This is a genomic window from Paraburkholderia lebeckiae, assembly GCF_014201005.1.
Classification (GTDB): Bacteria; Pseudomonadota; Gammaproteobacteria; order Burkholderiales; family Burkholderiaceae; genus Paraburkholderia; species Paraburkholderia tuberum.
In genome coordinates, this window is the sequence record NZ_JACHDK010000004.1 from 16,696 (window position 1) to 41,603 (window position 24,908).

Below are 24,908 nucleotides of genomic sequence, written 5' to 3' on the forward strand. Positions count from 1 at the left end.
CGGCGCAATCAGTTCAGTCGTAGACAACAGGGGAACTGCGAAGGCGCGGCCTCACCAGATGCTCGACAGACTGCCGACTCACACGCTTTTACACGGCCTCGGCCGAACGCGGGCCGACGGCGAACGCACCAAATCGACCCGGATCTGCCCTTCGCCCCAATGCGGACTCGGCGGCGGCTTTCAAAGTAGAACGGCCGCCTGGTGGCGCATCCGCGGTGCAGGCGCTTGCCGCCCATACGCAGTCGTTTTCGCTAGGGAGAACCGAGAACCCCTAGCGTCCACCTATGTAGCCCGTCACAAAGCAGTACGTGCGATACTTCTCCGCCATGCTATGCCACCAGGATCTCGAATTTTGTTATACATCCGTAAGTATTCGTATTTTCCCGTGTCGCGATGAGTGATTCTCACGAGCGGGGGAGGTTCTTGGGGCGATTAGGCTATGTCTTGATTGTAGTGCTGCTGCGCGTCTTCGCAGTCCTTCCCTATGCGCTCGTCGCAAGGTTCGGCAGCGCGCTTGGGGCAATGTTATATGCACTTCCAAGCTCCCGAAAACATATCGCTCTCGTCAATCTGCGTCTCTGTTTTCCGGGCAAAAGCGAGTGCGAGTACGACGACCTTGCCAGAAACCATTTTCGCCACGTCGTTCGAAGCTATCTCGAACGAGGCATTCAATGGTTCGGCAGCGCGCGGAGGATACGAAAGCTGGTCCACATCGAAAGTCGAATCGATCTGGAAGACAGGAACGCTTCGCCGACCATCTTTCTTGGCTTCCATTTCGTGAGCATCGAGGTCGGCTGCATACTCTACTCAACGCGCGCGCCCGCCGCCTCACTATATACACGCATGTCGAACGCGCGCCTTTGCAGTCTAGCCAAGCGGCAACGCGGCAGATTTGGCGCCGAGATGATTGAACGTTCGACAAGCGCCAGAAAGATCGTCGGCTTACTTCGTTCAGGCAAACCAGTCATGCTGGCTGCTGACATGGATCACGGCATACACAACTCCGTTTTTGTGCCGTTTTTTGGCGTCCCCGCGTGCACACTCACTTCGGTTTCGCGCCTTGCTCGACTGGCCCATGCGCGGGTTGTACCATTCGTGACTGAAGTATTGCCCGACTACCGCGGGTATAAGCTGACCATCTTCGAGCCGCTCAGCGACTTTCCTTCAGAAAGTGAGACGATCGACGCGCGCCGAATGAATGAATTTCTTGAAACGCAGATCAATCGGTGCCCAGAGCAATATTACTGGGTGCATCGACGCTTCAAGAATCGTCCACCGGGCGTGCCAGGTGTGTACTGAGCACACCGTCCGTAAGGCATGCGACCGTTCCTGGTTGTGTGCTTCCGTGAGGTAACGCAATGAGCTCGCCTGACAGGCATAGGTCCACTATCTGAGTGGACCGGACGTTTGAGTGTCTGTCCGAATGCTCGAGCGTATGGCCGACTACCGCCCGATGCGTGACGGGGCGACGGGGGCATCGTCGAGCCGGCCGCGTCGGACAGAATTCGACCCTATAGGGACCTTCGGCTCACCCAGCAACGGCCATTCAAATATTGCATCATTGGCGGCATCATCAACAAAAGTGGCTGATTACTGACCGATCTATGTCCCCAGACGAAATCAACGCAGGATGCGCTGAGCTATTTGATGCGTGGTGCGAACGTCGTGCCGTTCGCCCTTTGCGACATTTACTATCCGCATGGCCACTGACGAGTGGCCTGACCGACGATTGGGGTGCACTTCGTGATGCCTTACGAACAGTGCGAGCAGATTGTCGTGCGGAGATTCCCAGTACGGAACTTGGTCGACTTGAGGACTTGATCCGCGCTGTCGACTTCATCGTCTTTCGGTAAAGAATTGCCTATTGACCAGCGTCGCCAGAAATCCAAGTCCGAACGACGACATCAACAGTGGCGGCGACAGTATTCCAATCGTCAGGATCGAGGCCGTGCGCGTCGATTCCGTTCAGCGCTTGGGTAGCCAGTTGCTCCGAGCGGGCAGCCGACATCTTAAAGCGCTCTTGGATGAGCCTCGCCGTTCTTTGCAAGGTTTCCGAGCTGTAACGCTGAGTCATTGTCATTCGCCCGTTCTGAGTCTTCTCGCAAGGTCGTAAATTTCGCTTCGAAGTTTATCGAAACGCTCGTTGTCGCCCACGTCGAGCAGCGCTCCGATGCCACCGTTACTTCGCTGCAGAACCACGTCGTTCAGGCTGCCCATTCCTCCGTATGCGGAAAGCAAATGTTCGAGGCCATAGTCATCCAGAGAGCGAATCAGCCTCGCATCCTTGGTCAACCATTCCGCCCATCGAACCTGTCCGTAGGAGCGAAGCAATGCTTCCGCCTGATCGAGCATTTGGGCAAGAGCATCTATTTCCGAAGGCATTAATCTTCCTCGACATTAGGGGTTGCGAGTCCAACTCATGCGTACCGGTCGCCCCAGTTTTGCAACCAAAGATTGGTCGCTCATCAATGAAGTCCGACGACAGCTGCGATTTCAGGCAAATGCCGGCTGGCTCTTGACGCTCGGGCGTTCGCGCATTCTCGCGTACCAGGCGAGAAGGGCTTCGCACTCTGCGGGCACCGGCAGCTTCACGATCGACGCAAAGACCAGGCCGCCAATGACGGTGATGTCGGCCATCGAGAACGCATCCCCGGCGACAAACGGCTGCTTTTTCAGGACGTCATTGAAGTACTGCATGCCCCTGAGGGCTTTGTCGCGCTGACGAAACCCCCATTCGGGGTTCTGATAAAGCTCGACTTCGGGCCCGAGCCCAGGCGTGGCGTGGTGGAAATAGACACTGATGGCGTCGAGCAATTCCAGCTCGGCGCGCTTGCTCATCATGTGGATCACGCCCTTGTCGAGCGGTGTTTTGCCGGTCAGCGTGGGTGCGCCATCGAGCGTATCGAGGTATTCGGTGATGGCGGTGCATTCGGCGATGCAGGTTCCGTCATTGAGTTCGAGGACCGGCAGCGTACCCGAGTAGTTTTTCCCTGAGATGAACTCGGGCCTTTTGTGCTCTCCCCTGTAAAGATCGACCATCACGAACTCGACGCGCGATTGCAGATTCTTTTCGGCCAAGGCGATGCGCACGCGTGTCGGATAAGGTCCCTTCGGGAAATCGTAAATCGTCATGGGGAGTTGGGTTACATCGGAATGAATGATGCTAGATGTCATGCTTACCTCTTCAGGTGGCTGTTACTCGGGATCGGAGGATATGGGGAAGTATCCATCAACCTACCTAACGCTTGTTAGGTTCACCATAGAGGGTATAATGCGCTGTGTCAACAGTCATCCCAGTTTGCGGAGGCGGTCGTAGTGAAGAACGATTCGGGCTTGAGCTCCAGGGAACGAATCCTGGTGGCTGCTACAGAGATTGCGCAAGCACACGGCTACAGCGGCCTGAATTTTCGTGATCTTGCTGAGGCTGTCGGCATCAAGGCCGCGAGCATCTACCATCACTTCGCTAGCAAGTCCGATCTCGGAGCAGCGGTGGCGAGGCGTTATTGGGAGGACTCGGCAGCCACGCTGGATGCACTTTGGGCCGAATCCGCGAATCCGATCGACTGTCTGCGCCGCTATCCGGATACATTTCGCAAGGCACTGGAGCGTGGTAATCGCATATGCCTCTGCAGCTTCATGGCCGCCGAATCTGATGACTTGTCGGAGGCGGTGACGAAAGAGGTCCAAGCCTTTGCTGATGTGAATGTTGCATGGCTGAGCAAGGTGCTATCCGCCGCGGCCATTGCCCGCGCCGAGGAGCGCGAGGGGCGTGCTCGCGCCATCTTCGCAGCCGTCGCTGGCGCTCAACTCATCGCCAGAAGTCGCGCGGATATCTCTGTCTATGATGGGTTAATTGAAAGCTATCGTATTGCTGGTCTTTTGCCGGCATAGCAGCAGAAAAAAAGTCGGTGCGACGCCTCCTAGCCTTCGACGTGCAGGTGCCGGTGGGCCGGATGGGCGAAGCGAGCGATATCGCCACAGCGACGCTATTTCTGGCGACTGACGTTTCGCGGACATGTTGGACGCGGAGTCGGTGGTCGACGGCGGCATCTCGCTGCTGTAATGTCTCAGCCTAGGAGCCTCGCATTGGTGATCGCACATGTATTGCTATCCGAAGATCGAACAGTCCGATTTGCCCCCGGCCTCGCAGCTGAGATGGTCGTACGGCCTGGCTGATTTCGCGGACGCGTTCTCGGTGGACCTGCCAGAAAGAGCCTGCCACGACGCAGAGGCTCTCGCACGACACGTCTTTGCCAGGCAGCCCGCATGGATTGGCATGCTGCTGAGATTCCGGGACATTCTCGTGCGGCCGTTCGGCTTGAAGACAGCAGTTGACCTCAAGCAGAAAGGAGGCGACAGGATAAGCCTATTTCACGTATTCGAACGATATGACGACGAGATCGTTCTCGGCGAAGATGACACGCATCTGGATTTCCGCGTGTCGGTCCTCGTGCAGCCGTCATCTCACGGTCGATCCCGCCTCATAGTGACGACGCTCGTCTTCTACAATCGTCCGCTGGGGCGAGCCTATATTACGCTCATCGCACCTTTTCATCGGGTTGTCGTACGAGCCTCGCTTCATCGAGCGCAGCTGCTAGGATGGCCCAATGCATAACGGCGATCCACTGAGCCGTCTGCGCGGCTCGGCCAGAGACTTCGACCCGCTCGCGATCCGGCAGTCATTCCGTGCCTGGTGGTCATCAACTGCTGACGATCGATTTCTCGCACAGGGCAAAGGTTTCGCCAACACCCGATGAAGTGTGTGACCGCGCGATCCTAGCCGTGCCGACTAACTGTCAGAATTAGTTTCTCTCGCCGTTGCCATGACTACGCGCCGCGATGGCTGCATTGCGTTTCACGCGAGTGAAGCGACGAGGCGGGCGCGACGGCGGAAGAACTGTCGGTGGCACGCGGCATTGCCATCAACCTGAATGTAGGTGCAGCGCTTGCCCATTCTGTGCGCAACTTAGACGGCTTTAGCAAGACCTTGTCAGAAGCAGACAATTTGCAGCGATGTTTTCGCAGCAGGCGGTGGCACCGCCTGCAGTCGCCGTTGATATCAACCGCTTGAATTCGTAGGTATCGAAGGGCGGCACCAACGGCCGAAACGAGATGCGTAGCCGACGTTTGAACGACTGACTAATACCGTGGGCAACTGACGCCTCTTGGCCGCCGCTCGGTGACATCCCGGTCAGTCCTCGATCTCTCTATCTCAGCCGGGTTGAAGGTGCTGGCACTCCGTTTGGAACCAATAGTCGACCAGGCGCTGTGCCGCTTGTAGATCATCCGGGTAATACGGATCATCAAACCACGGTGACGGGTCGTAGCCCGCTTTCCTCAAGGCAGCGAGTTCACTTTGGTGCTGCGCCATCGAAGGGGGCGCGTTTGTCTTGAGCGCCGCCAGGTCGCGGCACTCTGTCGGAGTGAGGTGCGGCCCGGTATACGGCATGCCACCAGCGACACAGCCGGCGAGCAAAATCACCAGAGCGGCAAGTATTGACCGTGTTCCAGGCCAATTTCTCATAGTATGTCTCCTTCCCTGCGCCGCGCCGTGAACCAACTCGCAGTGCGCACCCTTGCCGCTGCGTGTGGGCGGAAAATGCTCGCCTTCGACGCATGTCACTTCGAAGCCGGGGCCGGCGTCGCCTTCTCTCACCACCTTGTAGATGCCACACGTCTGAAGCTTCTCGCCCGCTTTGTGCCCTTCGGCCCTATCACGCTCCTTCGGTTGATCCGCCGAAGGACCAGCAAGCATCGTTCCTCCCGGCTACCGCGGAGGTTGGTCAGCGAGGCGCGCGGTGAACAGGATCGCGCGAGGTTCGCATCGGCGGAGTCTCGGTCCTCGAGAGTCGCTCTTTTCGACCCAACCGAGCCCTTCTGGAAGGCAAAGCCGCAAACACGAGCAGCGGCCCTGGCAAACAGATGCCTGCCACGGCCAGTACCGCGCCCCAACCGTGATCCGGCGGGCCATTCATGCCAGTCGACCGGGTGACCAGTGAATTTTTGGGAGCCGGGCGGGAATATTTGAAGTACAGCGTTCGTTTAGCCTGCGGCGATTTCTCGCCAGTCAGACGAGGAGGAAAGTTATGTCTCAGATCTCGTGGGGTCTCAAAGCGGCGGCCAAGATTGTCCTCGCCGCCGGTTTCACAATCGCGCATGCCGCCGCTGACGATGCCTATGTCGTCACACCGCTCGTGTCCAACGTCGCAGGCGCTGCCCCGAAGGTCGACGGGGTACTGCAGAACGCCTGGGGTATTGCCTTTAGTCCGGCAGGAAGTCCATTCTGGATCAACGACAATGCCACAGGCTGCTCCACGCTGTATGACGGCGAGGGGACAAAGGTGACGACGCTGCAGGTGTCCATCCCGCTGCCAGGCAACGTCATACCGGCCGGCGCCTGTCATCCCGTCCTTCCCAAGAGTCCACCGAATCCCACGCCCGCGGCGCCAACCGGGATTGTATGGAATCCTTCGTCGGCGTTTCTCGTGCCAGGTACCAAGATCCCGGCCGTATTCATCTTCGCAACGGAAGACGGCACGATTTCCGCTTGGGCCGGCGGGTTGAATCCGGCGAACAACGCCGTGATCGCTGTCGATAACTCGTCCAATCCCTCCGCCGCCAGCGGGGCGGTCTACAAAGGGCTCGTCTTCGGAGTGAATGCGCAAGGAGGATTCCTGTTTGCGACGAACTTCCGCTCGGGTCGGATCGATGTATTTGGGCCGAACGGTTCGGACGGCCTGTTCACGCCTGCGGCGACGGACGGTGGCTTCGCCGACCCGAACATCCCGGCTGGCTACGCCCCGTTTGGCATCGCGAACATCGAGGGGGACCTTTTCGTCACCTACGCGAAGCAGGACAAACAGAAGCACGACGACGATGCAGGCCGCGGTCATGGATTCGTCGACGTATTTGATACCGACGGCCACCTGCTGCGTCGCTTTGCGAGCCGAGGGCCGCTCGACTCGCCGTGGGGTATCGCGCGCGCATCGTTTGCGTTCGGCCGCTTCAGCGGCAAGATTCTCATTGGCAACTTCGGCGATGGTCGAATCAATGTCTTCAACAACGACGGCACATTCGTCGATCAGCTGGAAAATGAGTTCGGCAATCCACTGGCTATCGACGGCCTGTGGACTCTGACACTTGGTGGCGGCCGCAATTCGAGCCCGGACACGCTGTACTTCTCGGCAGGTCCTAACAAGGAGACAAATGGACTCTTCGGTATCATCGCCCCGACAAGCGGCTCGAAGGCACGAGCGTCTGCTCAGAACGGGCAATAGCCGGCAGCGCTCTGCTCCCCGGGCAACTCGAGAAGCACGACATCGCCGACCATTGACGATTTAGATTGCAGTTCGAGCCGAAGACTCACAAATCAGCCGGTCGCGAACTAACCGGACGCGACCGGCGCTTCGCTCGACGCTGATGAATCGCCGGCCCTGCTCCGGGAGGCTTCACCTTGCGCACTGTCCTCCGCCGTCTGAGCGAGCAATGCCACGATGATGCAGAGTTCATCTTCGCGGGATGGAACGGCCGGTGATTAGGTGGAGCCGTCCTCTGAGTGGCCGAGCGATGATGGGAGCGAATGGCGCTTCATGGCCGACAGCGTCAGTTCAATGAAGGTACTGTAGAGCAGCTGTTGAAATCTTCGGCGGCTGCTTTCGGGCGGCTTCTGTGAATGAGTACAGTCGGCCACCTACGGTCGTTCGCCCTTGCGCTTAGATGGTCATTCAACCGGCTGCTCTACTCAAGAAGCGGCCCGAAAGCCAGATTCGTCCCAGAAGAAGATGTCGGCATTTTCCTCACGAGCCTGTCAGACAATGTGTCGCAGGGATCGTCAGCAGCCACGCACGCAGATTGCAGTCGGGCCAAAAGCCTTTCCAGCGCGCGAGCGCCCGCTCGGCCGTATCGTGAACCAGATGGTCAGCCCAGACTGAGTCGTCCGTCAGCGCACGCGCATAGCGCCGCGGCTGCGGGAGCCGCGATATCACTTCCGTTTCGAAGTTCACGCGGCGCTGACGGCCGCGCGAGCGCGCATCAATAGCCGCTGCTGCTGGTGCCGCTGCTGCTGCCCGACGAGCTCGTGTCGCCCGTGGACTGGCACGCGGCCAACGACAACGATGCGACTCCTAGCGCGATGATCACGAATACGGCCGATAGCAGTCTTGATACTTTCATGTAGAACTCTCCTGCACGGCCAACGCGACTGACTTGTCGCGCGGCCACGCGTTGAGCCGGCGAGTCGCGGATCGCTCGCGGCAAGTGCCGCGACGCCGGTGAACGTTTACAAAAAGGACAGACAAACCCCTGCAAAACGGGGACGCAACCGCTGTGCGCGGCCGACGATTCCGTTTCGCGGCTTCGCGGTCTTGCACGCGACGCCTAATCTACAAACGCCCACGGCGCGGCATTATTCCACCGCATTGATTATTTGTGACACGTATCGCCTCGGGACGATGCACGCTCGACGCGGCACGGATTTTGCGCAAGCTCCGCGACCGTTGGCTGGCATAGCCCCGCATCGCTAGAACGGTGTTCGCGCGTTGCCGACGATACCTTGTTCGTGAAGCGCGGCGGATGTCTGAAGCCCCAGTAAGCGGCCGATGGTATCGCAGTATCGCAACCCCATGACCGGCTAATGCGGGTCGTTCAGCGCCCGTCGACGGCGGTAGTGTGGGAGCTGAGACTGCGGCACGGCCATTGGAGCACCGGACGTTCATTCCTTGTGGCGCCACCGGAGGGCATCAGGCTTCGAAAGCCTATACGCAAGTAAGGCATTCCTGCTCGCACCAGCCAAACGTCGCGATCGGCATCGTGTTCGACGCGGGGAAGAACTGCGTGAAATATTGGCGGCGGGGCCGATCAGCGTGAATGTCCCCGCCGCAGGTCGCTCACGCACGCGGCGACCGCTCACATGACGTGAATGAGATTAATGTAGCTGTTTCTTTAGATCGCTCAGTTCGGCGTGAACCGAACTGACTGCTTTCTTGATCCTGGCATTGACATTCGCAGCGCGTTCGCACGCTTTTTCCGCGCTGTCGCCGATCCGCTCAAGATCGTCCACCCATTGGCGCATGCGATCCTGATCGTTCGAAGCCATCACTTTCTTTGCCGACGCGGATTGTTGATCTAGCTCATCAACGCACTCGATGAGGTCCTTGGGGAGGGTGGAGTCGGCATGACAGGTTTGCGAAGCCTGTTCGATGGATTGCTGTAGATGCGTGAAACGCTTCTGGATTTCGCTGGCTTGCATCATGGTGACGCTCCTTTGTGAAAGCGTGTCCGAAACTCTAAAACGAGGCTGGCGCGATTGCGGTTTACCACCCTGGCGCCTATGTTGCCACCCCCGTGCGCTTGGGCCGGCCGTCATCGTGCAGCGTCGGTGCTCCGGAGCCGATCGAAGGGTGGCATGACTTTGAGTATAGGCGTTGCCACTGCTCGCGCAGGCACGGCGCCGAACGTCCGCTCCAGCCAACGATCTGACGACCGACCCCACGTGTTATTTAAGTGGCCGTAGCACCTTGCGAGCGGCCGTTGAGTTCAGGTGGGGTCGAAGGGCGGCTGTGGGTCGTGGAACGAAACCGCTCGCGCGGTAGGGGGCTCCGGCTAGACGTGGTGGTTTGTGAGGGGTCGGCTGCGCGGTTCCGTATGTTGGCGAATGAGGCAATCCGCCTCGTTCGCCAGCAGGAGCCGAATCATGACCTCTCAACCGAGTGCCAGCCCGCTGCGTCAGCGCATGATCGACGACATGCGAATGCGCCAGCTTTCCCCCAGGACGCAAGCCAACTATCTGCGCATCGTGCGCGAGTTCTCCCGGTACCTTGGGCGCTCGCCTGATACTGCGACCGTCGAGGACCTGCGCGGCTACCAGCTGCATCTGGTCGATCACGGCACGTCACCGGTGTCGCTGAACGCCGCGATCACCGGGCTGAAGTTCTTCTTCGAGACCACCCTCCACGAACCGGAACTGATGGCCCGCATGCAACCCGTGCGCGTGCCCCGCACACTGCCGGTTGTGCTCAGCCCGGATGAAGTACGGCGGCTGATCGCCGCAACGGGCAATCTCAAGCACCAGACGGCCCTCTCGCTCGCCTATGGCACCGGCCTGCGCGTCAGTGAGGTGGTCGGGCTAAAGGTCACGGACGTCGACAGTCAGCGCATGACGCTACGTATCGAACAGGGCAAGGGCCGCAAGGACCGCTACGCGATGCTCTCTCCGGTACTGCTCGAACGCCTTCGGGTCTGGTGGCGCGTCGCCCGTGCCCAGGGCAGGATGCCCGACGGCGGGTGGCTGTTTCCCGGGCTTGATCCCATCGATCCGCTCGGCACCCGGCAACTGAACCGCGCCATCCATGCCGCTGCCGAGGCCGCGCAGATCGACAAGCGCGTGTCGATGCACACCCTGCGCCACTATGTGCCCTTCCTGACTATGTCGGGTAATGTGGACGAGCTTCCTCGACCGGCCGAAGATTGCGGGTTGTGGAGCAGACATGCCCAGCCAATCACACGACATAGTTTCTCTACTCTTCCGTCTACGAAGGAAGTCGAATATTTGATATGGGATGCAAGTGAGGCTTCAGTGGCTCGTGATAAAGCTGCTTATTCTCGATGATGTATTGCATCGCGGATGCCTTCCCCGACTCCGGACAGTGATTGAAGGAGTCAGACTATCTCTATCAAACCTCACGCATCTTCCCTAAAAACAGGGCTGTCGCAGACTTACAAGACATAGTCAGGAAGGGCACATAGGTCTCCTATATCGTTGAAGACATAGGCGGCACAGCTTCGCGACACACCTGCCCGAACAGAAGGTCGATATCCGCGTGATCCAGGTGCTGCCCGGCCACAAGAAGCTCGAGACCACCGCGCTTTACGCACAGGTGGCCACCGACCTGCTGCGAGAAGTCACCAGTCCCCTGGAGCGCCTGCCCGCCGAGTAACCCGGCGCAGTGACTCATGCTGGAGGTCGCGGACATCTTCCGCGCCCACGGCCCAGCGTGGCGACGCACGGTCCCCCTGAGTCTCGGGCAGCTGAAGGTCATGTCGGCCATCGAACAGTGCCGCAGCGCGGCGCTGGGTGGACATGTGTTGCGCTGTTCCGGCTGCACGCGCACCGAGATCGCGTACAACTCCTGCCGCAACCGTCATTGCCCAAAGTGCCAGGGCAATGCCGCACGCCGCTGGCTCGACGCACGTCAGTGCTGATCTGCTGCCCGTCGAGTACTACCACGTCGTCTTCACGCTACCCGCCGCCATCAGCGCGATCGCCTAGTACAACAAGACCGTCATCTATGGGCTGCTGTTCGACATCGCTGCCGACACGCTGCGCACGATCGCCGCCGATCCCCGCCACCTCGGAGCCCAGATAGGTGCCACGCTCGTGCTGCACACCTGGGGCTCGGCGCTCACGCATCATCCGCACGTACACGGCATCGTCCCTGGCGCGGGGCTGTCGTCCGACGGCGGGCGCTGGATTGCCTGCCGTCCCGGCTTCTTCCTGCCGGTGCGCGTGCTCTCGCGCCTGTTCCGGCGTCGCTTCCTTGAAGCGCTCACCGATGCCCACCGGTGCGCCGCCTTTGCGCAGTGGCTGGCACCGCTGCGGACCTGCGAGTGGTGTGTGTACGCCAAGCGCCCCTTTGCGGGACCTGAAGCGGTGCTCGCCTACCTGTCGCGCTACACGCACCGCGTGGCCATCTCCAACCAGCGTCTGCTCGCCCTGGATGAGCGCGGCGTGACGTTCCGCTGGAAGGATTACCGTGCGACGGGGCGCACACGCTACAAGACCATGACGCTGCAGGCCAGCGAGTTCATGCGCCGTTTCCTGCTTCATGTGCTGCCCGCAGGCTTCCACCGCATCCGCCACTACGGACTGCTCGCCAATCCGGTGCGCCGCGCGAATCTCGCGAAGGTGCGCGACCTGCTGCACGTCGCGCCGCGGTTCGACCCGCCATCCGACGACTCCGTCATCCAGGCCCAACCTACCTTCGTATGCCGGCACTGCGGTGCCCCGATGATCGTCATCGATATCATCGCGCGCACTGCACCCATTCGGGCACCACCAATGTCGCGGGGCGCAACATGAACGCTACGGTTCTGTGCTTACCAGACCAACGTCGGCTTTGCGGCAACGCGGCCTACGAGCGGACGTTTGCGCATGGCGCTTCATGGCGTCTCAGGCACATCCACTTCACGCTCGCCATCGCCCAAATGGACCCCATCGTCCAGGTGCCTGGGCCACTCCAGCCTCACGTTTTGACCATCTTGCCCGGGCACGGCTGAGGCTGCCAGGCTATCAATCGCCATAGCCATGAAGCTTCCGACCTCCACGGACCACTCCGCGGTTTCCTCCCTCGAGGCTTAATCGACGCCTGCCCGCACGCGCCGCAGCACGCGCGCAGCCATGTGAATGAGGGCAGGCGTCGATTAACCCTTAACGTGTGCCGCCAATCGCTGTCGGGCGGCAGCCGGGCAAGAAGGGGCATTCGTCAGAATCATTCTCCGGACGTACAGGGGGCGGCTCCGCACGTGCAAACGTGCCGTTCGATTGGCGAAAATGAACTGCGTCCTCCCACAAGCTGCTCCCGCGCAGGGGCGTCCGCGTGACTGCTGGTGCTGATCAGACGTTCGGCGAAGTGTCAAAAGGTCTCTTGTGACAAGCCGAGCTACACAAAGCGGTTCGCCGGCGCGTATGGCTCGAAGTATCGATCCATCACGCCGATGCACGCATTCAGGCTATGTCCGGCGCATGAATGGCAATGGAGGCGTTTCATGTCTCGCCAGTCCGCCGCGCGCCCTCATCCAAACCGAACACAATATACCGGCGGCAAATGCGCTGAAATCAAATGCCAGCTTTCGCCGCCATCGTCGGACGTCCATAACGCGCCGGTGGTCGACCCCATCGCGAGGCGCGTGCCGGAGTCATCTATAGCGAGCCCGTGCCGATACACGAGGTCATACGCCGGTGCAGGCGGCAACCCGTTCGAGAAACGCTCGAACGTGCGGCCTCCGTCGCGTGTGCGCGTGACGACGAACTGGCCGTCTACCGGGATCCGGTACTGGTCTTTCACGGCGGGCACAAACCACGCGGTGTCCGGCTCCCGCGGGTGCACGGCAACCGCGAAGCCGAAGCTCGATGGCTGCGCTTCGATCCGCTGCCAGTGGACAGCGCCGTCGGTCGAGCGGAAGATCGCGCAGTGGTGCTGTGTCCACAGCACATCCGGGTTTGCCGCGCATTGCACGACGCGGTGCGGGTCTTGCACGTTGGCGTCGCCGCGCCGCTCTGGCGGCATGTAGTCGGCCTCCATGCCCTCGGCACTCGGGCGCCAGGTCGCACCGCCGTCGGCCGTTTGCCAGACGCCGCCGCACGACACGCCGATCGTCACGTGCCGGCTGTTGCGCGGATCGACCATCACGGAATGGATGCCCGGCGCGTCGTAGCCGCCTCCGACCCATTCGCGGCGCTCCGGGCGATCCCACAGCGCACGGTCGAGCACCCATGTGTCGCCACCATCGTCAGAACGGAAGAGCCCACCGGGAATCGTGCCGGCCCACAAAACGCCCGGCTCGTCCGGGCCGCCGGTTTCGAGCGACCAGATTTGCTGAAGCGTCCAGGACGGCGGCGGCTGGCTGGGCGCGGCCGCGTTCGCATTGTCCGCGCCGCCACCGGTACGCGTCTCGTCGGCAGGCTGCGGCGGGTAGACGGGGACCGCGCACTCTTCCCAATCCGCCATGCCCGCGCGCCGGCGATGCAGCTTCACGCCGAAGTGGCCGAGATTGAGCGCGGCATACAGCGATCCGTCGCGCGGATCAGGCAGCACCATGCTCACCGGATCACCGACGAAATACGGCTCACCGAGGGTCCAGCCCCCCTCGCCGTCGGCTTGCAGAACGAACAATCCCTTGCGGGTTGCAACAAGCAATCGATCGCTCATGTCGAGTGTCTCCTGTCGAGCAGAGTTGGCGCTTTAGCGCTTACTTTGGTCCCATGCAAAGCTCAAGTACGAGTGGAACCTTCTTATCCGCCCGACAACGCCTGTATGACGTAAACCCGGCTTTCCTCGCCGAGCGCATCGGACAGATGTTGTCGGTCGCGCACCGGCCGGCCGTCGACAAACACGGCGAGATGCCTTCGCAGTGAACCCTGATCGTCAAGGATGTAGCCGCGCAGTCGAGGTTGCGCGGCGAAGACGGCCTCGAGTGCTTCACCGAGCGTGCACGCGTCGATCTCGCGTTCGGGCGTTGCGATATGCCGTTGAATCGAAGCAGCGAAGAAGATGTGCGCCATGGCGGGGTAGCCGAGCGGTTGGCCATGTTCGTCAATTCTGCAGTTTAGACGATCCGCCGTGTGCTTCGGGGCATAGCCAGACACCAGACGACAGGTTAAACGAGCGCGGCAACCGCCGTGTCTTTCGCGGCGGCCTTGTGAGACTTGGGGGACCCGCTTCTGATTCCGGCTCAAGGTCGGTGCCGCCGGTCTTTGCGATTAGGACGGGTGCCCTCCCGAAGTTCCGGCCCGGTGTCGTCCCTGTTTTTGCGCTGCCATTCCGATGACCCAGCTTCGTCTGCGGCGGCCTTCTGGGAAAACTGGTGACGGTAGCCACTGAGAATTTTCACTTCTGCGGCGCTTTCGCCCCAGTTTTTTGCGCTCTACGCCGCCTCGCAGACGGAGTTCTCCATTGATTGGAACAACGCTTCCCTAGATGCTTCGGCCCTGTTCGGGGTCCATCCTGCTCGTTGAACATGCTGAGCATTTACCTATCCGTGGTAACAGGCGGCCTAGTTAATTCAGCCAGGATGTTCCAATCAGACGGAGGGCGTATGTCGTAAGAAGGCGAAGTTTTGGATGCCTGTGGTGTGGTCAACGTCGATTTCTCAGAAACGAGCGTTGTCGCGGTGAGCGGAGACGGTCCGAACGTGTGCGGGCATCTGCTTTTATATGCTGACAGCCGTGGCGGGTTTTATTTCCAAGTCGCCGGTTTGAAAGAGAGCGGAAAGGTCGAGTTGATTCGCCGACCCGTTGACATTCCGGACCCAAACGGAGCACTACTCAAACTTGAAGAATTAATGTCAAAGTCCTGGACTTGGTGGGTGCTTCCGCACAACTGCGTTGCTTTCTGCGAAGACATGATTACGGCTGGAGGCAGGACTTGGGGTTCCTACAGCAATTGTCCAGCCATCGCGACGGATGCCTACCTTCAAAATGCATACGATTGGCTGGTCAATGGCATCTATGGCATCTATGGCGTTCCTCGATAGCGAATAAAATCACAGTCCCCACACCTCTCTGTTGTTGTTGATGGCGGTCTACCGCATCTGTCGGGCGGGAGCACGGACATAATTCTGCGCGGCGTCCGATCGGCTAGCGGCACGAAATTGACACGACGCGACGCGACATGCCCGGACATGGGCAGAGCACCTATGAATTGCGTGCAGTGAAGGATCAGAAGGTTTGCGCATATGAAGAATCTTTTTCTGTTGCCTCTTTGCGCGGCGTTTTTCTCGCTCGGCGTGGCGTATCCCGAAGTCGACCAGTCAGACTCCAGCCGAACGATATCCCCCGCATCATGCATATCGCGAACCGGGACATTCTTCCTTACACCGATTTTCGACGCACGACCTCGCTCGCGATGGGGCGTTACTGGAGAACGGCGACGCCTGCGCAGCAGCAAGAGGCGGTCAAGCAGTTCAAGATGCTTCTGATTTACACGTATTCAGGCGCCGTGGGTCAGCTCCGTGCGGATCAACGGATCGACTATCCGTCTTCGCACTTCGCGCCGACCGATGAGGATGTGGTGGTGCGCACAGTTGCGGACAGGAACGGACAGCAGGCGGAGATTGACTACCGTTTGTACAAGACCCCGGAAGGGTGGCGTCTATATGATCGGAACGTCCTCGGCGTTTGGCTGATCCAAACCTATCGGCAGCAGTTCAGCGACAAGATCAAGCAAAGCGGCGTGGACGGTCTGATCCAGTTTCTCACCGAGCGGAACCAACAGCTTGCTTCGAGCAAACGGTAAAAGGCGCTTCAGTGTGGTGACAATAAATGAATAGGCCTGGTCGATATTTGAGAGTCACGGTGATTGCGGCAGAATGTGTGATATGTCCTGACGCGGCCATATACGGTCCCTCGCTATTCTTTCTCGAACGCCCGCTCGCGCGGGATGAGCAGTCCTTTGAACGCGATAACGCTCGCACACGCGCCTTTCGAGGCTAGATCGGTCAAGGCCCTCAATACGGCCATAGCTGTAATGGCTGAGCCCAAGGTCCTGCGGTTTCAACGCCGCTTCCGTCGCGCCAGCGCGTCGAACACCGAGCATATTGGTGATGAGTTCCGCTGCGTGATCCGTGCCTGGGTATCCTGGGCCGGTCAGAAAGTACAGCGCGATACCGTATTGAACACATGTTTGGCACGGCCCGACTTTCATCCGATATTCGTCGGCCACACGACAACACTTCGCCAATCCGCATCCCGCCGATAACGCTGAAACCCGCGCCAGCCAAGTCTGCCGCCATGTGGCATGGACGCTGCATTACACAGCGTCCAGCCGTAGTACGAACCGCGCATCAATCCAACCCGGATGTCCCGCACTGAATGCACGCCTGGGCCCCATGTATCGCGCCCCGTTCGGGCCGATACGCAATCGACCAGCCCGACCGGAGGACGCTGTGTTCATCCTGTTCGTCTATCTGTACACGTTGTTGGAGAAGGCACTTGACCGTGCCGAACACAATCGTCGCGACGCGTATCTCGCGTCCGCCGTCGACATCGGTGAACTCGAACGCCGCATGCACACGATGGAGATTTGACCGCTGAGGTATGCGATCTCGAAGCGGACCGCCGACGGCATGAGTTGTGGAGACTATCGGGGCGCGGCGACTTCGTTCGCTAACTAACGGGGCGGCCGGGGCGCATGGGAAGCGCCGCGCCCCCCCCCCCGCCCCGCTCACTAGCAGAGGTAGCACAATGAAACGCTCAAATATTGACGCACGGTTGCTCGTTGCGACGCTGACGACCGTAACGCTTGTGACCTTGAACGGGGTCACGCTGGCTGCCACCATGGGCGACAGTCCGGATGCCATTCGGGCGGAAACTGCGGCGACGCGTAATGCTCCAGCAAAGCATCAACAGGAAACGGCTATCACGCATTCACCGCTCACGTTGCTGGTTCAGTCCCCCAGTGGCAGCACGGTCCGGCTCACCTACATCCAGGACGACGGTTGGATGTTTGACGACCGCGATGCCAGTCTCGAGCAGACCGAAGGGCGCGTTACGCCAGCGGTGGCGTCACAACAGAAGAAAGGCGCTATCGCAAACCGCCCACTAACGGTATTCATCGACGGTCCGAGCGGCTACACATACGTCTGGATACGCGACCAAGGCTGGAAGTTCGTCGGCCGTATCACTGACCAAATAAAATAGCGCCGCGCGAGGCGGAGCCCCTCAGCCGCGCGGAGTCGACGCAACGCTGGATCGTAGCACCGGTAAAGGACAATGCAATGGACAACCCCAATAGCGCGCGACTGTTGTCAAGGCGCTGCGCGGTTGTAGTCGTAGTCATGATTGCGGTTGCAAAGCCGGCCCAGGCCGATGTGAACGCCGAGCATGCTGGCCGTCCATGGACCGATGACGCCATCGTTAGAGCCTGGCGTATCCTGCGCGCCGTCGACTGCGCGCGCTGCCATGGCAAGGATTATGACGGGTTGGCCGCACCCTCGATCGTTGATTACGCGCGCACGCAGAGCCGTGAAATGTTTGTCCGGATGGTCCTTGACGGTGACCTGTCTCGTGGAATGCCCGCGTATCGCGACAACTCCTTGATTGCCGACCACATTGACGATATTTACCGATACTTTCTCGGCCGTGCCGACGGCACCATCCGCACCGATCCGCGGCCTTAAGCGGCAGTGATGCGCCAGGGATGCCCAGCCCGGAACCCTGCATTCCGGGTCACAACACGAAACGGCCGTTGTACTCCGAAGATCGGTCATTCAACTTCCTGTCCCGACAGCCCGCAATGGGTCGAGAGTGTGATTTCGCTGATGCAGGAAGCTGCCGCCCGGCTGCCCGATGCCGCCACCGTCAGCAGTCCGCCATATTGCCGACGTAGAACCAGGTCCGTCCCAATGGCCGCTCAGGCCGATCACCCGTCCCCCATGGTGAATCCAGAACTCAAACGCCAATCGAACCCGTCCTAACTGAGCACATAATCGTGGAAGCGATTGAGTACCGCCGAGGCACTCCGGAAAGGTTGCAACGGCCCTTGAACGGTTCCGCCACAGCGCTGCCCGGCGTGTAGAGCCAGAATTGATCGCGAACGCACTTGGCCATTTCCTGTACGTGCGGTGACTTTGTTGACTCCGAAAGCCTCCGTTTGGAAAGCCGCAAACTTTGTTGTGCGCCCATAGGACCTGCCGAGTGTCCCTCGCGCCTGCTTGACATGCAAGCAATCTCTTGCCTATAGTAAATGCAACAGATTACTTGCCTGTAGCCGTTCATGACCGAGCGCCCCGACGACACCGACCTGCTATTCAAAGCCCTCGCCGATCCGAGCCGGCGCAAGCTGCTGGATGTGCTGCACGCGCACGACGGCCAGACCCTGAACGACCTGTGCGACCACCTCGACATGACGCGGCAAGGCGTGACCCAGCATCTGGGCCTGCTGGAAGCGGCTAACCTCGTCGTTACCGTACGCAGCGGGCGCGAAAAGTTGCACTTCCTCAATCCGGTGCCGCTGCAGCAGATCTACGAGCGCTGGATTGCCAAGTTCGAAAAGCCGCGCCTGAAGGCGCTCTCGACCCTGAAACGACGCCTGGAGAAAGGCAATGACTAGATCGACGTTCGTCTATGTGACCTATATCCGCACTACGCCGGAACAGCTGTGGTCGGCGCTCACCGACGCGGAGTTCATCAAGCAGTACTGGTTCGGCATGCACTGCGAAAGCGAATGGACGGCGGGCTCGTCGTGGAAACTCGTGTCGAGCGGCGGGCAAATCTTCGACGCGGGCGAGATCGTCGAGGCCGATCCGCCGCGGCGTCTGGTGATCCGCTGGCAGCACCAGATTCGTCCCGAGTTGCAGGCCGAAGGCGATTCGCGCTGCACGATGGAGCTCGAACCGAGCGGAACGGCGGTCAAGTTGACGCTCACGCATACGATTGAGCGCGATCAGTCGAAATTCATCGAGGCGGTGTCGGGTGGCTGGCCGAAGATCATGTCCAACCTCAAATCGCTGCTGGAGACAGGCTCGATCGCGTTGCAGGAGGCTTATCCGGCCAATGGCGGGAGTCATGCCGGGAAGGCCTGATGCGGGATACGCTGTAGAGCATCAGGTGTGTGGGTTCATCGTGGGGCCGATCGATCCATCGCAGGTTCGACAGCCGTCCGTCCGCGAAACCACGCTGATAGAATCGTCCGCCCGACCCTCGCCCGTCTCAGGAAATCAGCATGGAAATCCAGCCTTATCTGTTCTTCAATGGCCGTTGTGAGGAAGCCATTGAGTTCTATCGTTCGGCGCTCGGCGCGCAGGAGTTGCTGAAGCTGCGCGTGAAAGACGCGCCGCCCGATCCCGCTCGCCCGGTGGCGCCCGAACACGCCGACAAGATCCTGCACGCGACGCTCGTCATCGGTAACACGCACGTGCTGATGTCGGATGGCGATTGCCGCGGCGGCAATGCCGTGCATGCGGGCTTCAGCCTGTCGGTCACCGCCGCCGACCAGGCGTCCGGCGAGAAATACTTCAACGCGCTGGCGGACGGCGGACAGATCACGATGCCATTCCAGCAGACCTTCTGGACCAGCGGCTTCGGCACGTTGATCGACCGCTTCGGCGTGCCGTGGATGGTCAATGTGCGGCACGAAGAGCCCACGGCATAGCATTGAAGCGGGCCTGCGTTCCATATCACATGCTCACGCGAACGCCGCTTCGCCGCGGCGCAACTACCTGCCTGTTCCGTCTTTTCATGAGTCATGTCTGCCAGGAAGGCGGCGCCTGCCGCGCGCGGTTCCGCGTCTCGTTCTATGGCGGCGAAACCGATTCGATGACCCCGGCGGTGTGCCGGAGTTGCCGACGACACCCATCTCGCCTCATCGCCTCGCCATGCGCGGGACCGAGAGGAAGCCTGCGCGCATGGAACGGTGACCAATGCGTCGCCGCGCCTAAGCGACGCTTACTGCGTCGCGGACGCCGTGCTCGCCGGCGTGCTGTGGACCGACGCGGCGTCGCTCGCGGCGGGCGCTGCGCTCGCCGCCGCGCCCGCCTCGCCGTTCGCGCGATTTGCCGCGTCGCTATCGCCCGGCGTGCCGCGCGGGCTCGCCGAATTGCTCATGACACCGCTGCTCACCTGGCCCGTCGAGATACCGCCATTCCCGGCCGTCCGCTTGCAGCCGGACGCGCCCGCCAGCAACGCAACGGCCGACAGCGCGATCAGCATGTTTGCCGAAACCTGCCGCATGATTCGCTCTCCCTGGGATGACTCGCCTCTTGCAGCGAAGCATGCGCCATGCCCAATAGCGCGTTCTTGCCGTGCACGTGAAACGTGGGCGGCACGTCGCGAATTTGCCATAGGTCTTCACGCTGGCTCGCGACCTTCGGCAGGATCGTCTCGTGCGTGCGGCGCGACGCTTTCGCGATGCTGTTGCGGATGCGTTGACGGTGTCGGCAGCGCCGGCAACCGCTGACATGAAGATTTCGGCGACGCTCGAACCGTTTGCGAAGGAAACGTTCCGCCAGTACGCGGCCATGTGCGGCTGGGTGCTCGCGCGGGCGCATGCGAAAGCGGGCGGGCTTGCCACCCAGGTTGCCGCCTGTCTCCGCAACGGCGATCAGATGACGGTAGCGCTGATCCTCGACTCGCGCGTGCGTACGCGGACCAGGCCGAGAAGGACGACGAGGTGTTCCGCCACGCGTGCCGCAGCGGCAAGCTGGAAGCACGCACCGACTCCGACATGGCGGCCGTCTTCGTCGCCTGGACGAGCGAGGCGTGGGGCTTGCCATCGAGGGCCGGTCGTTCAAGCCCCGTCGGCCTCGCCGACGACGCCGAACTCGGCGGTCGTCTTCACGTAGAACAGATGCAAACCCTCCGCGCGCAGTCGATCGAACAGCCGTTCGGCTTCGTCGCTCGTCACCGCCATCACGACGGACAACGGCTGATCGGCAAGCTCGAAGAAGTGCGCGGAGTGAATGCGATGATGATGGCCGATGCCTTCGCAAGCCGGGATCACGGTCGCGCCGCGCAGGCCGAGTTCGCTCGCGAGACGCACGAGCCAGTCGGCAAGCGGCTTGCCATGATGGCTGCGCCCCTGCTGGGTGAAGAACGTGATCTGAAAGCCGTGCATGTCGGTGCCTCCCCGATGCGGATCGCGCCGTGTGCGCGAGGCGATCCGCACGCGAGCCTGCGGCCGCATTGCGCCGTCCCCTGCCTGCTTACTTTTGTAAGCGGAAACCTGCAGCGCCGCGTGAGGCGCCGGTTGCAACCGATTCGGGCATCCCGGCTTGCCACAGCACGGCTCAGGGACGGTCATGACACAAGTTTAGGTGTCGGGCCGCGCGGGTGCCAGGTCGAAACTGGTCACGTGCGGCGCGGCCCCGGCTCACTGACCGTACACGTCGAAATCGAAATACTTTTTCGCAATGCGGTCGTAAGTGCCATCGGCGCGGATATCGGCGATGGCTTTATCGATCTTTTCCTGCAGATCGGTATCTTCTTTACGCAAACCAATCGCTGTGCCGCTGCCGAGCGTTTTCGCGTCGTAAAGCGGATTGCCGGCAAATCCGACGTCCTTGCCGCGCGCGGTGCGCAAAAAGCCGATATCGGCTTGCACCGCGTTTTGCAGTGACGCGTCGATACGGCCGGCAAGCAGATCCGAATACACCAGATCCTGATCCTGATACGGCACGATCGCGGCGCCGGCCGGCTCCCAATACGTCTTCGCGTAGGTTTCCTGAATCGAGCCCTGCTCGACGCCGATGCGCTTGCCCTTCAGCGCTTCCGGCGTCGGCTCGATCGGCGAGCCCTTCTTCGCGACCAGACGCGTCGGAATGCGGAACACCTTCGACGAGAACGCGATCTGGGCCTGGCGCGCGGGCGTCATCGACATCGTCGACAGCACGCCGTCGAATTTGCGGCCTTTCAGCGCGGGAATCATGCCGTCGAACGAATTCTCGATCCACACGCATTTCGCGTTGAGCCGGCGGCAGATCTCATTGCCGAGATCGATATCGAAGCCGACGAGTTTGCCGTCGGCCGCTTTCGATTCGAACGGTGGGTAGCTCGCGTCGACCCCGAACCGCACGGTCGACCAATCCTTGGCGATTGCGCTTCCGGACGAGACGGCCAGCAGCGCAATCGTCAGGGTTGCCAGCATGGCTTTCATTGTTGCTCCTTATTGGTCATTTGAAGAATTCAAACAGGCGGCACGGCGACACACGCGGACCGCGCGAAACCCGACATTCGACCGGCATCTGGTCGCCGGCGCAAATTCATTAAAAAAATCAATTTATGCAGCGCGCGCATAGATTGGCGACAAGACTTTCCAGATTCCGATCGGTCACAGGTGATCAAAAACGGTACGGCGCCGCTCAGAGATTCAACGTCGCGTCTTATCGCGGCAACGCAGTCTGTTTCAAGACAAATGCGCGTCGATCGGCGTCGGCTTTTCGCCGCGCCATTTTATTGAAAAGATCGCAATGACACTAATTCACTCGATGAGCAGCCGATAAGCGCCGCGCGGATTTACGCACACAAAACGACCACCAGCGGACAACCGTGCGCCGGTTGCTTTGCCATAAGTTGTCACTTAGAATTTTCCGCAAGGCCTCCTCAGGAACCGATGACATGGCTTCGAACAACGGAAAACCGGTGTCGTCGTTCGTTCCTCGGGGAATGCCTGGCCTCTGGGTCGTCCTGTTCGTCATCTGGATGATCGCCAATGCATCGCTCGCCGTCGAACCCGCTCTCGTCGGTCTCGTCATTACCTTCGTCATCGCGCGTGTCTTCGTATCGTCGAGCGAAGCATGGCAGCGCCTACGTCTAACGCCAGGCGCACCGTATCACTTCGCCGCGTATAGCGCGACCTTCGTCGTCGAGCTCGTACGCGCCAATCTGAACGTGATGGCGCTGGTGTACTCGCCGCGTATCGACATCAAGCCGGGCATCGTCAGGGTTCGCACGCGCCTCCAAACACCGCTTGGCCGTCTCGCGCTCGCCAATTCGATTGCGCTCACGCCGGGCTCGCTCGTCATGGATATTCGGGACGACATACTATTCATTCACTTGCTCGACGTGAAGACGACCGATATCGATGAAGCGACCGAGGCACTCGTCGCACCGTTCGAAAAGCATCTGGAGAAAGTCTTTGGCTGAGATCATGCTCCGGATCGCCGCCGTGCTGATCTTCTTCGCGATGCTGTTCGGCGTGATCCGTCTCGTGATCGGCAAGACCCTCGTCGACCGCATCGTCGCGATCGACATGCTGACGGTCGTCTCGCTGTCGCTGATCGCGCTGTACGCGCAAGTCTCCGGTCGTTTCGTCTATATCGACGTCGCACTTGTCTATGCACTGCTGAGCTTTCTCGCGGTGCTCGCGATTGCGCGCTTTCTCGAAAGGGGGCTGTGAGCCATGCTCGAACTGCTCCTGCTGCTGATGTGCGCGAGCATCCTCGTGAGCGGCGTACTGGCCGTCTGCCTGAAGAATCTGCTGGCCGCGATGGTGAGCTCGGGGCTCGCGAGCCTGTTCGCCGCGATAGCCTTCCTGCTGCTCGCCGCGCCCGACGTCGCGATGGCCGAAGCCGCGATCGGTTCCGGACTCGCGACCTTCATCTTTCTGTACGCGATCCGCAAAACCGGTTATCAGAAGGGCTAGCGCATGTTCGAACTGATCGGCAGCGTGTTCATCCTCGTGGGCGCCGTCTTTCTGTTCTCCGCCGGCCTCGGGCTGTTGCGCATGCCGGATGCGTATACACGCATTCAGGCCGGCACCAAGGCGTCGACCCTCGGCAACATGCTCGTGCTGATCGGACTCGCGTTCTACCATCCGAACTGGACCTTCCGGCTGATCCTGCTGATCTACTTCGTGCTCGTGACCAACCCGGTGTCCTCGCATGCGCTATCGCGCGCCGCCTGGCTGATCCGCACGCCGATGACCTCGTCCACGATCACCGACGCACTCGCCGACGAAGGCGGGCGCACCGCGGGGGAGGCCGAATCATGATGCGTCGCGCGTTTGCGCTGCTGACGGTGCTGCTGTTCGCGGTCGTGTTCTGGCGGCTCGTCGGCGGCTACACGGAGTTGCAGGCGCTGCGCCCGCTCGCCTGGTACTACGTCGTCAGAGGGCCGCTCGAACTCGGCGCGCCGAACATCGTGACCGGCATTCTGATCACCTTTCGCGGCTTCGACACACTCGGCGAAGTCGCGGTGCTGTTCATGGTCGCGGCGAGCGTCGGCGTGCTGCTGAAAGAGGAAAGCAACGCGACCTCCGACGCTGCGGCAGACGAATCCGCGACCGCGCGCCGCCCAACCGGCGAGATCGTACATACCGGCAAGCAGGTGCTGCTGCCGATGATCTTCACCTTCGGCGGCTACGTGATCGTCAACGGGCATCTGTCGGCGGGCGGCGGTTTCCAGGGCGGCGCGATCGTCGCGTCCGCCGCGATGCTGATGCTACTCGCGCGGCCCCGCTCGACGCTGAACGTCACGCTGCTGAGCGTCGTCGAGTCGCTCGCGGGCGTGATCTACGTGTGCATCGGCATTCTGGGCCTCGTGCTCGCGGGCGGTTTTCTCGACGCCCGCTTTCTTCCGCGCGGCGAGTTCGGCGCGTTCTTCAGCGCCGGCGCGATCCCGCTGATTTCCACGCTGCTCGGAGTCAAGGTCGGCGCGGAGCTTAGCGTCATCATCGACCGGTTCAGAAGCTGAACGAGAA

29 protein-coding genes and 4 pseudogenes are annotated in these 24,908 nt (G+C 60.8%); 21 read left to right on the forward strand and 12 right to left on the reverse strand.

Annotated elements, in window-relative coordinates; genetic code table 11:
• The first annotated feature begins 393 nt into the window (after positions 1 to 393).
• Complete coding sequence (locus HDG39_RS09230; protein ID WP_184005282.1) at positions 394 to 1,299, forward strand: lipid A biosynthesis lauroyl acyltransferase; 906 nt, start codon at positions 394 to 396, stop codon at positions 1,297 to 1,299.
• 562 nt (positions 1,300 to 1,861) lie between these two features.
• Here the strand turns inward: HDG39_RS09230 and HDG39_RS09235 are convergent.
• The 3 genes from HDG39_RS09235 to HDG39_RS09245 form a co-directional block, all read right to left on the reverse strand.
• Positions 1,862 to 2,074, reverse strand: a complete 213-nt coding sequence (locus tag HDG39_RS09235; protein ID WP_184005284.1) for a hypothetical protein — start codon at positions 2,072 to 2,074, stop codon at positions 1,862 to 1,864.
• A gap of 2 nt (positions 2,075 to 2,076) precedes the next feature.
• Complete coding sequence (locus HDG39_RS09240; RefSeq protein WP_184005286.1) at positions 2,077 to 2,382, reverse strand: DUF6966 domain-containing protein; 306 nt, start codon at positions 2,380 to 2,382, stop codon at positions 2,077 to 2,079.
• A 111-nt stretch (positions 2,383 to 2,493) separates the two neighbouring features.
• A complete protein-coding gene (locus tag HDG39_RS09245) occupies positions 2,494 to 3,132 on the reverse strand; it encodes a glutathione S-transferase (protein WP_409259231.1) in 639 nt (212 codons plus the stop codon).
• A 183-nt stretch (positions 3,133 to 3,315) separates the two neighbouring features.
• Here HDG39_RS09245 and HDG39_RS09250 point away from each other — a divergent pair, with 183 nt between their 5' ends.
• Together HDG39_RS09250 and HDG39_RS09255 are read left to right on the forward strand one after the other, a co-directional pair.
• Positions 3,316 to 3,891: a TetR/AcrR family transcriptional regulator gene (locus HDG39_RS09250; protein WP_184005290.1), complete on the forward strand. Its 576-nt coding sequence runs from the start codon at positions 3,316 to 3,318 to the stop codon at positions 3,889 to 3,891.
• A 208-nt stretch (positions 3,892 to 4,099) separates the two neighbouring features.
• Entirely contained in the window at positions 4,100 to 4,615 is a 516-nt protein-coding gene (locus HDG39_RS09255) for a DUF2867 domain-containing protein (RefSeq protein ID WP_184005292.1), read from the forward strand.
• 597 nt (positions 4,616 to 5,212) lie between these two features.
• On the opposite strand, the gene HDG39_RS09260 is transcribed toward HDG39_RS09255, so the two are convergent.
• Complete coding sequence (locus HDG39_RS09260) at positions 5,213 to 5,524, reverse strand: DUF4148 domain-containing protein (protein ID WP_184005866.1); 312 nt, start codon at positions 5,522 to 5,524, stop codon at positions 5,213 to 5,215.
• Positions 5,525 to 6,086: 562 nt separating this feature from the next.
• Here HDG39_RS09260 and HDG39_RS09265 point away from each other — a divergent pair.
• Positions 6,087 to 7,277 carry a TIGR03118 family protein gene (locus tag HDG39_RS09265; protein ID WP_184005294.1) on the forward strand — a complete coding sequence of 397 codons (1,191 nt, stop codon included), beginning with the start codon at positions 6,087 to 6,089 and terminating at the stop codon, positions 7,275 to 7,277.
• 549 nt (positions 7,278 to 7,826) lie between these two features.
• Here HDG39_RS09265 and HDG39_RS09270 read toward each other — a convergent pair.
• The 3 genes and pseudogenes from HDG39_RS09270 to HDG39_RS09280 all read right to left on the reverse strand — a co-directional run.
• Positions 7,827 to 8,003, reverse strand: a pseudogene (locus HDG39_RS09270) (sigma factor); the annotation flags it as partial.
• A gap of 28 nt (positions 8,004 to 8,031) precedes the next feature.
• Positions 8,032 to 8,172, reverse strand: a complete 141-nt coding sequence (locus HDG39_RS09275) for a hypothetical protein (protein ID WP_184005296.1) — start codon at positions 8,170 to 8,172, stop codon at positions 8,032 to 8,034.
• Positions 8,173 to 8,923: 751 nt separating this feature from the next.
• Entirely contained in the window at positions 8,924 to 9,250 is a 327-nt protein-coding gene (locus HDG39_RS09280) for a hypothetical protein (protein ID WP_018424319.1), read from the reverse strand.
• Positions 9,251 to 9,691: 441 nt separating this feature from the next.
• On the opposite strand from HDG39_RS09280, the gene HDG39_RS09285 reads away from it, so the two are divergent.
• The 3 genes and pseudogenes from HDG39_RS09285 (at position 9,692) to HDG39_RS09295 (ending at position 12,076) form a co-directional block, all read left to right on the forward strand.
• Complete coding sequence (locus HDG39_RS09285; protein ID WP_184005298.1) at positions 9,692 to 10,606, forward strand: tyrosine-type recombinase/integrase; 915 nt, start codon at positions 9,692 to 9,694, stop codon at positions 10,604 to 10,606.
• A gap of 175 nt (positions 10,607 to 10,781) precedes the next feature.
• Positions 10,782 to 10,934 (forward strand): annotated as a pseudogene (locus tag HDG39_RS09290) (integrase); the annotation flags it as partial.
• Between the two features lie 16 nt (positions 10,935 to 10,950).
• Positions 10,951 to 12,076: pseudogene (locus HDG39_RS09295) on the forward strand (IS91 family transposase).
• Between the two features lie 712 nt (positions 12,077 to 12,788).
• On the opposite strand, the gene HDG39_RS09300 reads toward HDG39_RS09295, so the two are convergent.
• Positions 12,789 to 13,925 (reverse strand): WD40/YVTN/BNR-like repeat-containing protein, encoded by a 1,137-nt coding sequence (locus HDG39_RS09300; RefSeq protein ID WP_184005299.1) that lies wholly within the window; start codon positions 13,923 to 13,925, stop codon positions 12,789 to 12,791.
• 83 nt (positions 13,926 to 14,008) lie between these two features.
• The gene (locus HDG39_RS09305) at positions 14,009 to 14,278 is read right to left on the reverse strand and encodes a MoaD/ThiS family protein (RefSeq protein ID WP_184005868.1); all 270 of its coding nucleotides are present in this window, start codon (positions 14,276 to 14,278) and stop codon (positions 14,009 to 14,011) included.
• Between the two features lie 569 nt (positions 14,279 to 14,847).
• On the opposite strand from HDG39_RS09305, the gene HDG39_RS09310 reads away from it, so the two are divergent.
• From HDG39_RS09310 to HDG39_RS09345, 8 genes and pseudogenes are all read left to right on the forward strand, one after another.
• Positions 14,848 to 15,249, forward strand: a complete 402-nt coding sequence (locus HDG39_RS09310) for a hypothetical protein (RefSeq protein WP_184005301.1) — start codon at positions 14,848 to 14,850, stop codon at positions 15,247 to 15,249.
• Positions 15,250 to 15,450: 201 nt separating this feature from the next.
• Positions 15,451 to 16,010, forward strand: a pseudogene (locus HDG39_RS09315) (MlaC/ttg2D family ABC transporter substrate-binding protein).
• Positions 16,011 to 16,659: 649 nt separating this feature from the next.
• The gene (locus HDG39_RS09320; RefSeq protein WP_184005304.1) at positions 16,660 to 16,800 is read left to right on the forward strand and encodes a DUF3563 family protein; all 141 of its coding nucleotides are present in this window, start codon (positions 16,660 to 16,662) and stop codon (positions 16,798 to 16,800) included.
• 157 nt (positions 16,801 to 16,957) lie between these two features.
• Positions 16,958 to 17,413, forward strand: coding sequence for a hypothetical protein (locus HDG39_RS09325; RefSeq protein ID WP_184005306.1), 456 nt, complete (start codon positions 16,958 to 16,960; stop codon positions 17,411 to 17,413).
• Between the two features lie 77 nt (positions 17,414 to 17,490).
• Complete coding sequence (locus HDG39_RS09330; protein ID WP_260327648.1) at positions 17,491 to 17,892, forward strand: c-type cytochrome; 402 nt, start codon at positions 17,491 to 17,493, stop codon at positions 17,890 to 17,892.
• Between the two features lie 596 nt (positions 17,893 to 18,488).
• Positions 18,489 to 18,824 (forward strand): ArsR/SmtB family transcription factor, encoded by a 336-nt coding sequence (locus HDG39_RS09335; RefSeq protein ID WP_184005308.1) that lies wholly within the window; start codon positions 18,489 to 18,491, stop codon positions 18,822 to 18,824.
• Positions 18,817 to 19,296: an SRPBCC family protein gene (locus HDG39_RS09340; protein WP_184005310.1), complete on the forward strand. Its 480-nt coding sequence runs from the start codon at positions 18,817 to 18,819 to the stop codon at positions 19,294 to 19,296. Before HDG39_RS09335 ends, HDG39_RS09340 begins: the two co-directional genes overlap by 8 nt.
• Before the next feature lie 140 nt (positions 19,297 to 19,436).
• A complete protein-coding gene (locus tag HDG39_RS09345) occupies positions 19,437 to 19,865 on the forward strand; it encodes a VOC family protein (RefSeq protein WP_184005312.1) in 429 nt (142 codons plus the stop codon).
• 293 nt (positions 19,866 to 20,158) lie between these two features.
• On the opposite strand, the gene HDG39_RS09350 is transcribed toward HDG39_RS09345, so the two are convergent.
• Entirely contained in the window at positions 20,159 to 20,443 is a 285-nt protein-coding gene (locus tag HDG39_RS09350; protein WP_184005314.1) for a hypothetical protein, read from the reverse strand.
• A 227-nt stretch (positions 20,444 to 20,670) separates the two neighbouring features.
• On the opposite strand from HDG39_RS09350, the gene HDG39_RS09355 reads away from it, so the two are divergent.
• Positions 20,671 to 21,054, forward strand: a complete 384-nt coding sequence (locus tag HDG39_RS09355; protein ID WP_260327713.1) for a DUF2252 family protein — start codon at positions 20,671 to 20,673, stop codon at positions 21,052 to 21,054.
• Here the strand turns inward: HDG39_RS09355 and HDG39_RS09360 are convergent.
• Positions 21,000 to 21,326 (reverse strand): DUF190 domain-containing protein, encoded by a 327-nt coding sequence (locus tag HDG39_RS09360; protein WP_184005872.1) that lies wholly within the window; start codon positions 21,324 to 21,326, stop codon positions 21,000 to 21,002. The genes HDG39_RS09355 and HDG39_RS09360 overlap by 55 nt on opposite strands.
• A 255-nt stretch (positions 21,327 to 21,581) precedes the next feature.
• Complete coding sequence (locus tag HDG39_RS09365; RefSeq protein WP_184005316.1) at positions 21,582 to 22,364, reverse strand: ABC transporter substrate-binding protein; 783 nt, start codon at positions 22,362 to 22,364, stop codon at positions 21,582 to 21,584.
• 461 nt (positions 22,365 to 22,825) lie between these two features.
• Here HDG39_RS09365 and HDG39_RS09370 point away from each other — a divergent pair, with 461 nt between their 5' ends.
• The 5 genes from HDG39_RS09370 to HDG39_RS09390 are packed head-to-tail and all read left to right on the forward strand — an operon-like array spanning position 22,826 to position 24,901.
• On the forward strand, positions 22,826 to 23,353 hold the full coding sequence (locus HDG39_RS09370) for a Na+/H+ antiporter subunit E (RefSeq protein WP_184005318.1): 528 nt from the start codon (positions 22,826 to 22,828) through the stop codon (positions 23,351 to 23,353).
• Positions 23,346 to 23,606, forward strand: a complete 261-nt coding sequence (locus HDG39_RS09375) for an MrpF/PhaF family protein (RefSeq protein WP_184005320.1) — start codon at positions 23,346 to 23,348, stop codon at positions 23,604 to 23,606. Before HDG39_RS09370 ends, HDG39_RS09375 begins: the two co-directional genes overlap by 8 nt.
• Before the next feature lie 3 nt (positions 23,607 to 23,609).
• Complete coding sequence (locus HDG39_RS09380; RefSeq protein WP_018422732.1) at positions 23,610 to 23,852, forward strand: hydrogenase subunit MbhD domain-containing protein; 243 nt, start codon at positions 23,610 to 23,612, stop codon at positions 23,850 to 23,852.
• Between the two features lie 3 nt (positions 23,853 to 23,855).
• On the forward strand, positions 23,856 to 24,200 hold the full coding sequence (gene mnhG / locus HDG39_RS09385) for a monovalent cation/H(+) antiporter subunit G (RefSeq protein WP_090810583.1): 345 nt from the start codon (positions 23,856 to 23,858) through the stop codon (positions 24,198 to 24,200).
• Positions 24,197 to 24,901 carry a Na(+)/H(+) antiporter subunit B gene (locus HDG39_RS09390; protein WP_184005322.1) on the forward strand — a complete coding sequence of 235 codons (705 nt, stop codon included), beginning with the start codon at positions 24,197 to 24,199 and terminating at the stop codon, positions 24,899 to 24,901. The genes mnhG and HDG39_RS09390 overlap by 4 nt, the downstream gene beginning before the upstream one ends.
• The last annotated feature ends 7 nt before the right edge of the window (positions 24,902 to 24,908 follow it).

Bases quoted from the DNA above. Each gene is read 5' to 3' on its own strand.
- HDG39_RS09325 (WP_184005306.1), top strand. From the start codon at position 16,958: ATGAAACGCTCAAATATTGACGCACGGTTGCTCGTTGCGACGCTGACG.
- HDG39_RS09235 (WP_184005284.1), bottom strand. From the start codon at position 2,074: ATGACTCAGCGTTACAGCTCGGAAACCTTGCAAAGAACGGCGAGGCTC.
- HDG39_RS09305 (WP_184005868.1), bottom strand. From the start codon at position 14,278: ATGGCGCACATCTTCTTCGCTGCTTCGATTCAACGGCATATCGCAACG.
- HDG39_RS09370 (WP_184005318.1), top strand. From the start codon at position 22,826: ATGGCTTCGAACAACGGAAAACCGGTGTCGTCGTTCGTTCCTCGGGGA.
- HDG39_RS09255 (WP_184005292.1), top strand. From the start codon at position 4,100: ATGTATTGCTATCCGAAGATCGAACAGTCCGATTTGCCCCCGGCCTCG.
- HDG39_RS09280 (WP_018424319.1), bottom strand. From the start codon at position 9,250: ATGATGCAAGCCAGCGAAATCCAGAAGCGTTTCACGCATCTACAGCAA.
- HDG39_RS09300 (WP_184005299.1), bottom strand. From the start codon at position 13,925: ATGAGCGATCGATTGCTTGTTGCAACCCGCAAGGGATTGTTCGTTCTG.
- HDG39_RS09390 (WP_184005322.1), top strand. From the start codon at position 24,197: ATGATGCGTCGCGCGTTTGCGCTGCTGACGGTGCTGCTGTTCGCGGTC.
- HDG39_RS09360 (WP_184005872.1), bottom strand. From the start codon at position 21,326: ATGCACGGCTTTCAGATCACGTTCTTCACCCAGCAGGGGCGCAGCCAT.
- HDG39_RS09365 (WP_184005316.1), bottom strand. From the start codon at position 22,364: ATGAAAGCCATGCTGGCAACCCTGACGATTGCGCTGCTGGCCGTCTCG.
- HDG39_RS09275 (WP_184005296.1), bottom strand. From the start codon at position 8,172: ATGAAAGTATCAAGACTGCTATCGGCCGTATTCGTGATCATCGCGCTA.
- mnhG (WP_090810583.1), top strand. From the start codon at position 23,856: ATGTTCGAACTGATCGGCAGCGTGTTCATCCTCGTGGGCGCCGTCTTT.
- HDG39_RS09285 (WP_184005298.1), top strand. From the start codon at position 9,692: ATGACCTCTCAACCGAGTGCCAGCCCGCTGCGTCAGCGCATGATCGAC.
- HDG39_RS09260 (WP_184005866.1), bottom strand. From the start codon at position 5,524: ATGAGAAATTGGCCTGGAACACGGTCAATACTTGCCGCTCTGGTGATT.
- HDG39_RS09265 (WP_184005294.1), top strand. From the start codon at position 6,087: ATGTCTCAGATCTCGTGGGGTCTCAAAGCGGCGGCCAAGATTGTCCTC.
- HDG39_RS09335 (WP_184005308.1), top strand. From the start codon at position 18,489: ATGACCGAGCGCCCCGACGACACCGACCTGCTATTCAAAGCCCTCGCC.
- HDG39_RS09245 (WP_409259231.1), bottom strand. From the start codon at position 3,132: ATGACGATTTACGATTTCCCGAAGGGACCTTATCCGACACGCGTGCGC.
- HDG39_RS09380 (WP_018422732.1), top strand. From the start codon at position 23,610: ATGCTCGAACTGCTCCTGCTGCTGATGTGCGCGAGCATCCTCGTGAGC.
- HDG39_RS09350 (WP_184005314.1), bottom strand. From the start codon at position 20,443: ATGCGGCAGGTTTCGGCAAACATGCTGATCGCGCTGTCGGCCGTTGCG.
- HDG39_RS09355 (WP_260327713.1), top strand. From the start codon at position 20,671: ATGAAGATTTCGGCGACGCTCGAACCGTTTGCGAAGGAAACGTTCCGC.
- HDG39_RS09240 (WP_184005286.1), bottom strand. From the start codon at position 2,382: ATGCCTTCGGAAATAGATGCTCTTGCCCAAATGCTCGATCAGGCGGAA.
- HDG39_RS09230 (WP_184005282.1), top strand. From the start codon at position 394: ATGAGTGATTCTCACGAGCGGGGGAGGTTCTTGGGGCGATTAGGCTAT.
- HDG39_RS09345 (WP_184005312.1), top strand. From the start codon at position 19,437: ATGGAAATCCAGCCTTATCTGTTCTTCAATGGCCGTTGTGAGGAAGCC.
- HDG39_RS09340 (WP_184005310.1), top strand. From the start codon at position 18,817: ATGACTAGATCGACGTTCGTCTATGTGACCTATATCCGCACTACGCCG.
- HDG39_RS09330 (WP_260327648.1), top strand. From the start codon at position 17,491: ATGGACAACCCCAATAGCGCGCGACTGTTGTCAAGGCGCTGCGCGGTT.